This window comes from Kitasatospora sp. NPDC059648 (genome assembly GCF_042734825.1).
GTDB lineage: Bacteria > Actinomycetota > Actinomycetes > Streptomycetales > Streptomycetaceae > Kitasatospora.
In genome coordinates this window covers 1-10,689 of record NZ_JBHWDU010000146.1, presented here as the reverse complement: position 1 = coordinate 10,689, position 10,689 = coordinate 1, and the positions used below count along the sequence as shown (strand labels likewise).

Sequence of the window (10,689 nt, the reverse complement as noted above, 5' to 3'; positions counted from 1 at the left end):
TGGGTTTTTCGGGCGTTGCGCCCCGGGGGGGGTCCCCCGGGGGGGGGGCGGGGGGGCCCCGGGGGCGCCACGCGGCACCGCCGGCGCGGGTCACCCCGCTCCGCCGTCGGAGTGCGGATCCGCCCGGTCCGGGCACACGCTGGTGTGGGGCGCCCGGCGCCTCCCGCCGCACCGCGCAGACCGAGAGGACCCCGTCATGGCCGCGAAGATCACCTACCGGCGGATCTACGAGGACTCCTCGCCGCAGGACGGGCAGCGGGTGCTGGTGGACCGGGTCTGGCCGCGCGGGATGAAGAAGGAGGACGCCCAGCTGGACGAGTGGCTGCGGGACGTCGCCCCCTCCACCGGGCTGCGCAAGTGGTACGGCCACGATCCGGAACGCTTCACCGAGTTCCGCCGCCGCTACCTCACCGAACTGCGGGACGACGACCACCAGGAGGCCGCCGGGCACCTGCGCGAACTCGCCGCCCGGGACCGGCTCACCCTGCTGACCGCCACCAGGGACGTCGACCACAGCCAGGCCGCCGTGCTCGCCGAGTGGCTGGCGAAGAGGAAGCGGTGACCGGCTGCCCGCGCGGGACGGGCGGAACGCCGTGACGGCGATCGTCGTCCTGTTCGAACTGGAACCGGACGAGGCCCTGGGGCCGGACGGGGTGGAGCCGGTGGTGTGCGCGGTGCACGCGGCGGGCGGTGACCCGGACGTGCCAGAGGACCCGCTCCCCCGTACCCTGTGCGGCCTGGACACCGACCCGATGGAGCACTCCCACTACCGGCCGACCCGCCCGGGCGAGCCCTGGTACCCGCCCGCCCTGGCCGGCCGGCGCTGCCTCGCCTGCGAGGCGGCCCTGCGGGCGGCGTCTTGACCGGCCGCCCTGCGGGCGGTGACGTCAGCGACGTCCGGGTCGTACGGCGACGAGCAGCACCAGGGCGGCCGCCTGGAGGGCGACCACGGTGACGACCAGAGCGGGCACGGACGCCGCGTAGAGCGCGCCCGTGAGTGCCCCGCCGGCCAGGGTCGCGACGCCGACGACGGCCGCGAACACCCCGTAAGCGGTCGCCCGGCGCGGCGCGGGGACGAGGTCGGCGACCACGGCCCGCAGCGTCGACTCCTGCACGCCCAGCGCGGCGCCCCACACCAGCGCCCCGGCCACCGCCGCCGGCACCGCCTCGCTGAAACCCAGCGCGGGCACGGCCGCGGCCAGCACCGGCAGCGCCACCAGGGTACGCGGGCCGATCCGGTCGTACAGCCAGCCGGTCGCCAGGCTCCCCAGCGCGCCGGCCAGCATCGCCCCCGCGTACAGCACCGGCACGACGGAGGCGGTGAGCAACTGGCGCCGTACGAGGTGGAAGGAGAGCACGCCGTAGGTGGTGAAGCCGGTCATGGTCACGGCGGTGAACGCGGCGTACGCCCAGAACGCGCGGGGCAGCGGCGCCCGTACGGGTGCCGGTACCGCGGGAGCGGGGGCGGGGCGCGGCGCGGACTCGTAGCGGCTCGGGTCGGGCACCCGGGTGCGCAGCCACCACAGCAGGCCGAGCACGGCCCCGCCCGGGACGGCGAGCACGCCGAGCGCGGGGCCGTAGCCGCCGGTGGCCGCGAGCACGCCCGCGACGGTGAGCGGGCCGAGGACGGCACCGACCTGGTCCAGCGCCTCGTGCACGGCGAAGCCCCGGCCCCGGCCGGTGGCGGCGGTGGCGTGGGAGAGCAGGGTGTCCTTGGCCGGGGAGCGGATCGCCTTGCCGACCCGCTCGGCGATCACCAGTACGCAGGCCGCGCCGAGCGAGCCCACCACGCCCAGCAGCGGGACGGAGACCACGGTGAGCGCGTAGCCGCCGATCGCCAGCGCCCAGAACCGCCCGGTGCGGTCGGCGAGCGGCCCGGACAGCAGGCGCGGCACGAGCGCCGCCGCCTCGCCCGCGCCGCTCACCAGGCCGACCACCGTCGCGGTGGCGCCCAGCGAGGCCAGCAGCGGGCCGGTGATGGAGCGGGCGCCCTCGTAGACGAAGTCCGCGAGCAGGCTGACGGTGCCGAACCACACCACGAAGCGCCACGGCCGCATGCCCGTGTCGCCGTCCGCCCGCCGGGCGCCTGGATCCGTGCTCACGAGGACTCCACGATCCCACCCGCGCCGCAGGCCTGCTCGCCTCAGCCGAAACCGTACCGGCGGGACGCCGTCACGTCGAGGGTGTCCCGGACCACCGCGAGCGCCGCGCCGAGCGGGCCTGACCGGCCGCACGAAGGCGGCGGTGCCGTTGGGCAGGCCCGGGACCGAGCGGCAGCCGAGCCCGCGCAACCCGGGGCGGGCCAGGTCGGCGGCCGCAAGCGGCCTGCCGAGCGAGACCGCGGCTCGCACGTATGGACCGGGGCGCAGCGGGCACACGCCGGATCCGTAACGATCCGCCGTCCACGAGAGGTCCGAATCCGATGGTCCTCATCATCCTCGTCCTGCTGTTGGCGATCATCCTTGGCGGAGTGGGCTTCCTCGTCCACGCCCTGTGGTGGATCGCACTCGCCGTACTGGTCATCTGGCTGCTCGGCTTCGCGTTCGCCGGAGGCCGCCGCGGTGGCGGCGGCCGGTGGTACCGATGGTGAGCGCACGCCCCCGACCGCCGGATGACACCGGCGACGTCGAAACCGCGCTGCGCGAGGAGCGCCGTGCCTACGAACCGGACGACGAGCAGCCGATCGGCGGGTACCTCGCCGCGATGGCCGTCTACCTCGGCGGCACCGGCCTGCTGGCCGCCGCCGCCCGGCGCACCGGCCGACCGCTGCCGGAACCCGGCCCGTGGGACGTGCTGCTCACCGCCGGGGCGGTGCACCGGCTGTCCCGGCTGCTCACGAAGGACCCGGTCACCAGCCCGCTGCGGATCCCGTTCACCCGCTTCCGCGGCCAGGCCGGCCCGGCCGAACTCTCGGAGGACGTCCGGGGCACGGGCGTACGCCGCGTCGTCGGCGAACTGATCACCTGCCCGTTCTGCACCGGCTTGTGGATCGCGACGGGCCTGACCTGCGCCCAGGTGTTCGCGCCCGGGGCGACCAGGCTCGTCTGCTCCGGGCTGACCGCCCTCACCGCCGCCGATCTGCTGCACTTCGTCCGGGTCGGCCTCCAGCACGCCACAGACTGACCCCGCCCCCTCGCCGAACCGCCGTCAGCGCAACAGCGCGGCCAGCAGTTCGGCGAGGGTCGGTCCGGCGTCGGCCGGATGGCGCAGCTGTTTGACGGTGATCACCCGGTAGTGGTTGGCCCGACCCTGGCGTTCGCGGGAGAGGTAGCCCGCCGTTTCGAGGTCGACGATGATCCGCTGCACGGCCCGTTCGGTGAGCAGGCAGCGCGTGGCGATGTCCCGCACCCGGATGCCGGGATCACGGGCGATCTGCACCAGTACGCGGGCGTGGTTGGTGAGGAACGTCCAGCCGGCGCCCGTCGGGCGGCCGGTCATGGGGTCGGCCTACGGCCGGTGCACTGTTGCGGTGAACGTGCGGGGGCGGTGCGGGAAGGACGGACGCGCATCGGTGGGCGCACCTCCTCGGCGCGGGTGTGGCGCACCAGCCGGTCGGTCACCGGATCGGCCGGCGCCTTGCGCCGCGGGTCCCCGTCGGGGAGGCCGCTGGGTTCGCCGAAGCGGACCAGCACGGCCCGGTGGTCTGCGGTCAGCTGGTCCAGCAGGTCTCCGTCGTACTGCACGGGACTTCCTTTCCTGGTCCTTCCCGGTCGGGCCCGCTGCCGCGAACGGCCGGGGTCAGCCCTCCAGCATGTCGGCGATGCGGTGCAGGACGCCGTCGGCGGTCGGCTGGCGCGGGGCGGTCTGGCGCACGGCCTGCATCCGCTCGCCCAGCTCCCGCAGTTCCGTGCGGCCGAGCGCGGCCCGCACCTTCGGGAACACCTCGTCCTCCTCCTGCTCGATGTGCCGCTCCACGGCGTCGATCAGGACGGCGGTCTTGGCGTCGTAGCCGTCGTCGTCCGGGGACATCCGGCTGAGTTCCTCACACAGCAGGTCGGCGACGTGGTGCTCCTGCTCGGCGACGTCCATCTCCTCGGCGAGGCCGGGCAGTTCCTGGCGGATCCTGGGATACACCAGTTCGTCCTCCAGGTAGGTGTGGACGGTCAGTTCCTCGACGATGCGCTGGACCGTCCTGCGGCGCGCTTCGTCGTCACCGCCGCCGTCGGCGAGCCCCCGGTACTCGCGGAACAGGCGGCGGACCTCCTTGTGGTCCTCCCGAAGCAGGACGATGGCATCGTTCGACATCGCTGGCGTCCTCCTCGACAATCGCCCCCGCCGGTCGGCGTGTCCCCGGGCGGCCGGGGGGGCAAACCCGGCCGCCAGCGGGACCGTCACCGGCGCGAACACGGCCGGGCCGGTGGCCGTCGGCGGTTTCGGCGCCGTCGACCCGGGCAGCCGTCCCGGTACGTCCCGGCTCCGGACCGACGACCGGGACGGCCAAGTCACCGAGGCCGGCGGGAGATGCACAGCACGAGCGGCGAGGACGGAATGGGCCTGATCGACGATCTGGCCCTGCTGACCTCGCTCGCCACCGGCGATCTGGACGTCTACCTGCGCTACTCCGAGGGCCCCGCCGACGACGGGGCCCTCAGCCGCGACTACGAGGCGGACGTGCCCCTGCCCGGACTGTCGGTGACCCCGCTGCGCCCGGAGCCGTGGTGGCCGCGGCCCGCCGCCGACTGGGTCGCCCGCCGGGTGATGAAGTACGCGGACCTGGCGGAGAGTTGCCCGAAGCGCCGGCCCTGGGTGCTGACCGGCCGGGTGGTCGGCGCCGGTCCGGACCACGAGCCGCTGATCGCCGACCCGCTGCCGCTCGCCTGGCTGGGCCGGAACGTCCTGGACGAGGCGGTGCGCCGCTACCACGAGCGCTTCGCCCCCGGGCGGGACTCCACCGGCTGAGCCGGCCCGTTGTCCGGCGGCCGGAATGAATCGCCACGGTCCCCGGACCTCGGCGCACGCCTCTCGGTCCGTCCCCGGCACGGTTGCCCGGGCCCGGACCGGGCAGACGCCGTCGTCCAAGCGCCCCCCGCCGTCGAACGGAGGTTCCCATGGATGCTGCCGAAGGGTTCCCGAGCGGGCTGTTCGCCCAGCACCGGGCGATCGAGGCGCTGCTGCGACAGCTGGACGGCGTCCGCACCCGCGGCGGAACCACCGACGACGAGGACCTGCGGCTGCTCTGCGCGCTGCGCCGGCTCCTCGTGCCCCATCTGGCGGCCGAGGAGGAGCACCTCTATCCGCTGGCGCGCCGCTGCCTGCCGGGGGGACGGGCACTCGCGGACGCCGCCGGGTGCACCCACGCCTCGATCCGCCGACTGCTCGACCGGGCGAACGACCACCGGTTGTCCGTGCCCGGGCGGCGCCGGGCCACCGCTGTCCTGCTCCTGGTGCTCCGCACCCATGTGCGCGGCGAGGAGGAGCACCTCTTTCCCGCCCTCCGGGCCCGGGCCCGGCCGGACGAGCTGCGGCGGTGCGAGCGCCGGCTGCGCGAGCCCCGGGCAGGTCCGGCGGGTCCGGCGGGCCGGGCGGATTCGGCGGTCTGGGGGCTGCCGCCGGGTGCCGGGGCGATCACCGCGCTGCGCGACCACCTCACCGGGCACGAAAGCACCGGGCAGCAGTCGCCCTGAGCCCGTCCGGCCTGCCCGGGCCGCTCCGCCCGGCGAGGGCCGTTTGCCACCCCCGGCGGCGGCAACCCGCAGGGGTATGGCCTACCTAGAAGAACCCGTACCGACCGTCCCGCAGCCCCGCCCGACCACCGAGCGCCCGGACCGGACCGGTCCCTGGCTGTTCGTCCGCCCAGAGGCGGCGCCGGCCGGAGGAACGGCCGACGGACCGTCGGGCGCCGTGCTGTTCGGCCGCGACGGCACGCTCATCCAGGACGTCGCCTGCAACGGCGACCCCGCCATGGTCCACCCGATGGCGGGCGTCCGGGCCGCGCTCTCGGCGCTTCGCGGAGCTGGCTTCGCCGTCGGCGTGCTGAGCAACCAGCCCGCGGTGGCCCGCGGGGTCATCGGTCGCGGCCAGGTCGAGGCGGTCCAGGCCCGGGCCGAGGCGCTGCTGGGGCCGATCGACCTGTGGGCGGTGTGTCCGCACGGGTCGCACGACGACTGCGCCTGCCACATGCCCGCCCCCGGTCTGGTGGCCGCGGCCTGCCGGGCGCTCGGCCTGCCGCCCTCCCGCGTCACGGTGATCGGCTGCGACGAGACGGTGATCGCCGCCGCGCTCGCGGTCGGCGCCCACGCCATCCGGGTCCCCGACGCGACCGGGCCGGCGGCCGACGCGTACCGGCCCTGCACGCCGACGTTCTGCCCGGCGGCCGAGGGACCGGCCGAGGCGGCCTACCTGCTGCTGCGGCACTGACGACCCGAACTCCGCCGGGCCCCAGGACAGCTCAGGGCACCCCAGGACCTTCCAGGAAAGTGAGCCGTCCCCGGCGGCCGGTTTCGGCGCACCGTGCGGGCCGGCCGGAGTCGCCGGCCGCACGGACGGTCAGCGGACCGGTGCGGCGTTCCGGGAGGAGTGCGCCGGGATGACGGGTGCGCCGGGGCGGTGGAGCGCCACCGCTTCCTTCGCGCCGACCGGCGCGGCGAAGGCCCGGACGGAGGCCGCCCGGTGGGGCACCCTACGGGCCTTCGCCATGGGCTTCACCGTGGTGCGGGCCGGCCGGTCAGGCGGCGGCCCCGGCGCGGGCGCTCAGGGCGGAGTCGATGCCCCGCAGGAAGTCGTCGAGGTCGTCCGGATTGCGGGAGGTCAGCAGCCGCCAGCCGTTGGCGTCGTCGGTGACCAGCGACTCGTCGGCCCAGGTGGCACCGGCGTTGGCGAGGTCGGTGCGCAGCGACGGGTAGGAGGTGAGCCGCTTGCCGTAGGCGACGCCCGCCTCGGCCAGCATCCACGGGCCGTGGCAGATGGCGGCGACGGGCCGGCCGGAGGTGGTGAAGGCGAGCACCAGGGCCACCGCCTCCTGGCGCAGTCGCAGGTTGTCCGCGTTGACCGTGCCGCCGGGGATGAGCAGCAGGTCGTAGCCGGAGGGTTCGATCTCGTCGAGGGTGTGGGTCGGGCGCACGGTCTCGCCCGGGTCCTTGTCGCTCACCAGGGTTCGGATGTCGTCCCGGTGCGGGGCCGCGATGTCGACGTGCACGCCGTTCTCGCGCAGGTGCCGTACGGGGACGAGGAGTTCGTCCTGTTCGACGCCGTAGTTCGTCACGATCGCCAGGACCTTGGTGGGGTGGGTCATCGCTCCTCCTTACCAGCATGGGCGGGTGTCGGGCGCGGCGGGCCGCGCCCCGGATGACGGCGGCTACCCGGCGTCGGCGCGGTCATGCCGGATTGGCGGGTTCCGATCCGGGTAGTCGCGCGGCACCGGCGGGACGAAGGCACCCGCACCTGAGCGCTGGAGGCAGTGGTGAGCATCAGACGACGCTCCTGGGCGGTGGCGACTCGCGGTCGCGCCGGCCACCGGCCGGGCGGGCCGGAGGAGGCCGGCCGGTTCCCGGTGGAGGGCGGCCGGCCGCCGCGCTCCCGCCCCTCGGCCCCCGACGCACCTGCGGCGGGCCTGGAGGAGGACGACGAGGAACAGCCCGACCACCCGGAGCCCGCGACGACGGACCCGGCCACGACGACGGACCCGGCGGACCCGGCAACGACGACGGACCCGGCCACACCGTGAGGCGCGGGCCGCCGTCGTCACAGGCTGGTCCCGGCGCACGTCACCGGCTGGTCCCGGGCGCGATCTCGGGGATCAGTCGGCGGCTCGTCGGAGCGGCGGTCAGTCCAGCGGCTCCGCGCGGACCGGTCGGCCCAGGGGGAGGGCGGCGGTGATGGTCCGGACCTCGCCGTCACCGTCGATCTCGACGCGGACGGCCCCGGACTCGTCCACGTACACCTGGGTCCCGTCGCTGCCCATCGCCCCTGTGGCGGTGAGCACGAACTCCCGGTACGGGTCGGTGACGACCAGACGGTAGTGCTTGGCGGTCCTCATGGTTGGTCATCCTCCTCGGCGGCCGTGGCGTCGCCGTAGCGGGCCTGCCATTCGCGGGCGCGGGCGTTGTGCCACTCCACGCCCTGTGCCGCCTGCTGCTCGGACAGCCCGCTCATCTGGGCGACCAGGCTGAGCGGGACGGGTTCCTCCTGCTCGGCGAGCGCCCGGCAGACCTTGCCGGCCCACTGCTCCTCGGGGACGAAGGGGCGGTCGCGGTACTGCTGGACCAGCTCGGCGAGGTGCTCCACCGTACAGGCGGTGAGCACCCGTCGGCCGTCCAGCTCCGGATCGCTCGGGTGCAGCGCGGAGGAGTCCGGGACCAGCGCGCTGAGCAGGTCCGTGGCGTCGCCGACCTGGCCGCAGTGGTCGCACAGGTCGAACGCTTCCGTGTCGTCGGGGGCCGGGTCGTCCGCCGGTGGTCCGTAGTCCTCCATGCCGCGCGCCTACCCCGCATCGGCCCGGCAAACCGGCCGGTACGGGCGGCGGCGGCCGGGTAGGCGCGTCACCGGGCCCCGGTCGACCGGGCCGCACACGGCAGGGAGGAACACCATGAACGGATCGTCACACGAACGGCCGCTGCACGACATGGGCGGCGCGATCGGCCCGGCGGACACCGCGGGGACGGAGCCCGCCGACGAGCGGGATGAGGGCCCGGAGCGCCGTCCGTCCCCGATCGGCAAGGGCGGGACGGCGAACGTGGCCGGGAGCGCCGAACAGCAGCCGGAGATCGCCGAGGGCCCGGTGCCGGGCGTCCAGCCGGACGAGGACTACGCGGGACCGGTGCACCAGGCGCCGACCTCGGTCGATCCCCCGCCCTCCGCCGGCCCGCCCACCGGCACGAGCCGGACCGGCCCGGGGCGGGCCGGGGATCCGGTAACGGAGGCGGACGAACCGCCGCCGGAGCCCGAGCGGGGCCACCACGACCCGGGCGCGGAGCCGGAGGACGAGGGCATCCCCGACCTCCAGGACGGCTCCCCCGCCCGCGAGTGGTCGCACGACCCGCAGATCCCGGCCGTCCCCGGGGACACCCCGGTGGCAGCCGAGTCCCACGGCACGACCGGGGCCGAGCAGGCCGAGGGGGAATCCCTGGAGGCCCGGCTCGCCCAAGAGGAGCCGGAGGTCGACGAGCGGACTGCCGTGGCGGATGTGCCGGAGGACGCCGCCGGTCGGCTGGACCTCCCCGACCGGCACACCGACCTGCGGGGTGAGGCCCCCGGCGACACGGCGGGCCTGTCGGCCGAGGAGGAGGCGGTGCGGATCCGCTCCGACGGCGGAGCCCCGGAGCCGGAACCGAACCCGGACAGCCCCGCGGGGCTGACGGAGGACCGCACCGACCGGCCGGGCATCGAGGCACCGGAGGAAGCCGAGGGCGCGACCGGCGCCGAGGACGCGGAGGGCGAGCGGCCGACCGAGAGCTGACGCCCCGGGGCCACGGGTGCGGCCCCGCTCCCGGATCTCCGGGGAGCGGGGCCGCACCCGCGCGTGGGGTCAGCTCGGGCTGATCCGGCCGCGCCAGCCGCCCTCCGCCCGGCCGCGCTCCTCCATGAACTCCTTGAAGCGCTCCAGGTCCCCCTTCACTCGCCGGTCCACCACGCCCAGCGCGTCGCCGACCTTCTCGGCCATGCCCTCGGGCCGGAAGTCGATGGCCATGTTGACCCGGGTGTGGAGGTCGTCCAGCTGCTGGAAGGTCACCACGCCCCTCTGCTCCACGTCGCCGTCCACCGTCCGCCAGGCGATCCGCTCGTCGGGCAACTGGTCGACGATCTCGGTGTCGAACTCCCGGCTGACCCCTCCGATGCTGGTGCGCCAGTGGTTGTGGCGGTCGTCGAGCTGGGTCACCGCGTCGACGCCCTCCATGAAGCGGGGGAACTCCTCGAACAGCGTCCACTGGTTGTACGCGGCGTGCAGCGGGACGTCGACGTCCACGGACTTCTTCACCATGCTCATCTGGGCCCTCCTCGTGTCGCCCGGCCGGGACCATCCCGGCCGCCCGCGCGTGTGCCCGTCCCTGACCGGTGTAACCATCCCACCGGGCCCGGCCCGGTGGCCGTTCCGGGTGTCCCGGGGTTGCATGGGGTGACCGAGCCCCGAGACCCGGAGGTCGCCGTGTACGAGATGTGGGCCGAACACGACCCGGCGGTGTCGCCGCCCGCCGTGGTGTGGCACGTGGTGGCGAAGGACGACGCGACGGCGTCGCTGTGCGGGCGGTTCCTCGAACCGTCCCAGCGGGTGGTGCCGGCAGCCGACGGCACCGGCGCGGAGGTGCCGGACCGGTACTGCGACCCCTGCCTGGTGACCGTGCGCGAGGCACTCGCGGCCGGCAATCGCTGACCGGGGTCGGGCAGGCCGGAGGGGGCGTCAGGCCAGCACGATGATCATCGCGACCAGCATGACGGAGACCGCCAGCGCCAGCAGCACGATCACGACGGCGGGCCAGGGCCCCCAGGCCCGCCGCACTTCCACGGGCTCCGGATGGGAGATGCCGGAGATTCCACCCTCTGCCGGTGGGGTGTCCCCGCCGGGCAGTGCGCCGTGTTCGTCCAGCGCCGGGGTGCGGTCGGGATCGGGATCGGGTGTGGTCATGATGTCGTCCCAGGTGGCAGCGGCTTGGACACCCGGCGGCTGCCCGGGGGCGCGGCGCGGAAACACCGCCGGCCCCGGCAACCCCGGCCGCTACCGGCCGTCCGCCGGTATCCGGCGGAGCACACCGCGCC

The 10,689-nt window shown here is 75.5% G+C and carries 20 protein-coding genes; 10 read left to right on the top strand and 10 right to left on the bottom strand.

Annotation, left to right across the window (positions count from 1 at the left end; all coding sequences use genetic code 11):
- Positions 1 to 196: 196 nt before the first annotated feature.
- Together ACFV1W_RS38880 and ACFV1W_RS38875 are read left to right on the top strand one after the other, a co-directional pair.
- Positions 197 to 562, top strand: a complete 366-nt coding sequence (locus ACFV1W_RS38880; RefSeq protein WP_380422114.1) for a DUF488 domain-containing protein — start codon at positions 197 to 199, stop codon at positions 560 to 562.
- A gap of 31 nt (positions 563 to 593) precedes the next feature.
- On the top strand, positions 594 to 863 hold the full coding sequence (locus tag ACFV1W_RS38875) for a hypothetical protein (protein ID WP_380422113.1): 270 nt from the start codon (positions 594 to 596) through the stop codon (positions 861 to 863).
- A gap of 24 nt (positions 864 to 887) precedes the next feature.
- Here ACFV1W_RS38875 and ACFV1W_RS38870 read toward each other — a convergent pair whose 3' ends face one another.
- Entirely contained in the window at positions 888 to 2,102 is a 1,215-nt protein-coding gene (locus ACFV1W_RS38870) for an MFS transporter (RefSeq protein WP_380422112.1), read from the bottom strand.
- A gap of 320 nt (positions 2,103 to 2,422) precedes the next feature.
- On the opposite strand from ACFV1W_RS38870, the gene ACFV1W_RS38865 reads away from it, so the two are divergent.
- Positions 2,423 to 2,590 carry a hydrophobic protein gene (locus tag ACFV1W_RS38865; RefSeq protein WP_380422110.1) on the top strand — a complete coding sequence of 56 codons (168 nt, stop codon included), beginning with the start codon at positions 2,423 to 2,425 and terminating at the stop codon, positions 2,588 to 2,590.
- A complete protein-coding gene (locus ACFV1W_RS38860; RefSeq protein ID WP_380422108.1) occupies positions 2,584 to 3,123 on the top strand; it encodes a DUF1360 domain-containing protein in 540 nt (179 codons plus the stop codon). Before ACFV1W_RS38865 ends, ACFV1W_RS38860 begins: the two co-directional genes overlap by 7 nt.
- Positions 3,124 to 3,147: 24 nt before the next feature.
- On the opposite strand, the gene ACFV1W_RS38855 is transcribed toward ACFV1W_RS38860, so the two are convergent.
- Genes ACFV1W_RS38855 through ACFV1W_RS38845 form a run of 3 tightly spaced genes read right to left on the bottom strand, consistent with a single transcriptional unit; the run spans position 3,148 to position 4,245 of the window.
- Positions 3,148 to 3,438: a helix-turn-helix transcriptional regulator gene (locus ACFV1W_RS38855; protein ID WP_380422106.1), complete on the bottom strand. Its 291-nt coding sequence runs from the start codon at positions 3,436 to 3,438 to the stop codon at positions 3,148 to 3,150.
- Complete coding sequence (locus tag ACFV1W_RS38850; protein WP_380422105.1) at positions 3,435 to 3,683, bottom strand: hypothetical protein; 249 nt, start codon at positions 3,681 to 3,683, stop codon at positions 3,435 to 3,437. Before ACFV1W_RS38850 ends, ACFV1W_RS38855 begins: the two co-directional genes overlap by 4 nt.
- A gap of 55 nt (positions 3,684 to 3,738) precedes the next feature.
- Complete coding sequence (locus ACFV1W_RS38845; RefSeq protein ID WP_380422103.1) at positions 3,739 to 4,245, bottom strand: hemerythrin domain-containing protein; 507 nt, start codon at positions 4,243 to 4,245, stop codon at positions 3,739 to 3,741.
- Positions 4,246 to 4,461: 216 nt separating this feature from the next.
- Here ACFV1W_RS38845 and ACFV1W_RS38840 point away from each other — a divergent pair, with 216 nt between their 5' ends.
- The 3 genes from ACFV1W_RS38840 to ACFV1W_RS38830 all read left to right on the top strand — a co-directional run bounded on the left by ACFV1W_RS38840 (position 4,462) and on the right by ACFV1W_RS38830 (position 6,357).
- Entirely contained in the window at positions 4,462 to 4,899 is a 438-nt protein-coding gene (locus tag ACFV1W_RS38840) for a DUF6098 family protein (RefSeq protein ID WP_380422101.1), read from the top strand.
- A gap of 149 nt (positions 4,900 to 5,048) precedes the next feature.
- A complete protein-coding gene (locus ACFV1W_RS38835; protein WP_380422099.1) occupies positions 5,049 to 5,624 on the top strand; it encodes a hemerythrin domain-containing protein in 576 nt (191 codons plus the stop codon).
- Positions 5,625 to 5,700: 76 nt separating this feature from the next.
- Positions 5,701 to 6,357 carry an HAD-IIIA family hydrolase gene (locus ACFV1W_RS38830; protein ID WP_380422098.1) on the top strand — a complete coding sequence of 219 codons (657 nt, stop codon included), beginning with the start codon at positions 5,701 to 5,703 and terminating at the stop codon, positions 6,355 to 6,357.
- A 129-nt stretch (positions 6,358 to 6,486) separates the two neighbouring features.
- Here ACFV1W_RS38830 and ACFV1W_RS38825 read toward each other — a convergent pair whose 3' ends face one another.
- Positions 6,487 to 6,636, bottom strand: coding sequence for a hypothetical protein (locus tag ACFV1W_RS38825; RefSeq protein ID WP_380422097.1), 150 nt, complete (start codon positions 6,634 to 6,636; stop codon positions 6,487 to 6,489).
- Positions 6,637 to 6,664: 28 nt separating this feature from the next.
- Positions 6,665 to 7,231, bottom strand: coding sequence for a DJ-1/PfpI/YhbO family deglycase/protease (locus ACFV1W_RS38820; protein ID WP_380422096.1), 567 nt, complete (start codon positions 7,229 to 7,231; stop codon positions 6,665 to 6,667).
- A gap of 168 nt (positions 7,232 to 7,399) precedes the next feature.
- Here ACFV1W_RS38820 and ACFV1W_RS38815 point away from each other — a divergent pair, with 168 nt between their 5' ends.
- The gene (locus tag ACFV1W_RS38815; protein ID WP_380422094.1) at positions 7,400 to 7,663 is read left to right on the top strand and encodes a hypothetical protein; all 264 of its coding nucleotides are present in this window, start codon (positions 7,400 to 7,402) and stop codon (positions 7,661 to 7,663) included.
- Between the two features lie 99 nt (positions 7,664 to 7,762).
- Here ACFV1W_RS38815 and ACFV1W_RS38810 read toward each other — a convergent pair whose 3' ends face one another.
- Together ACFV1W_RS38810 and ACFV1W_RS38805 are read right to left on the bottom strand one after the other, a co-directional pair.
- A complete protein-coding gene (locus ACFV1W_RS38810) occupies positions 7,763 to 7,975 on the bottom strand; it encodes a DUF6296 family protein (protein WP_380422093.1) in 213 nt (70 codons plus the stop codon).
- Positions 7,972 to 8,409: a hypothetical protein gene (locus ACFV1W_RS38805; protein ID WP_380422092.1), complete on the bottom strand. Its 438-nt coding sequence runs from the start codon at positions 8,407 to 8,409 to the stop codon at positions 7,972 to 7,974. Before ACFV1W_RS38805 ends, ACFV1W_RS38810 begins: the two co-directional genes overlap by 4 nt.
- A gap of 115 nt (positions 8,410 to 8,524) precedes the next feature.
- Between ACFV1W_RS38805 and ACFV1W_RS38800 the strand changes: the two genes are divergently transcribed.
- On the top strand, positions 8,525 to 9,394 hold the full coding sequence (locus tag ACFV1W_RS38800) for a hypothetical protein (RefSeq protein WP_380422090.1): 870 nt from the start codon (positions 8,525 to 8,527) through the stop codon (positions 9,392 to 9,394).
- 69 nt (positions 9,395 to 9,463) lie between these two features.
- On the opposite strand, the gene ACFV1W_RS38795 is transcribed toward ACFV1W_RS38800, so the two are convergent.
- Positions 9,464 to 9,922, bottom strand: coding sequence for an SRPBCC family protein (locus tag ACFV1W_RS38795; RefSeq protein WP_380422089.1), 459 nt, complete (start codon positions 9,920 to 9,922; stop codon positions 9,464 to 9,466).
- 129 nt (positions 9,923 to 10,051) lie between these two features.
- Between ACFV1W_RS38795 and ACFV1W_RS38790 the strand changes: the two genes are divergently transcribed.
- On the top strand, positions 10,052 to 10,306 hold the full coding sequence (locus ACFV1W_RS38790; protein WP_030289639.1) for a hypothetical protein: 255 nt from the start codon (positions 10,052 to 10,054) through the stop codon (positions 10,304 to 10,306).
- 27 nt (positions 10,307 to 10,333) lie between these two features.
- Here the strand turns inward: ACFV1W_RS38790 and ACFV1W_RS38785 are convergent, their stop codons facing one another.
- Positions 10,334 to 10,558, bottom strand: a complete 225-nt coding sequence (locus ACFV1W_RS38785; protein WP_380422087.1) for a DUF6480 family protein — start codon at positions 10,556 to 10,558, stop codon at positions 10,334 to 10,336.
- Between the last annotated feature and the right edge of the window lie 131 nt (positions 10,559 to 10,689).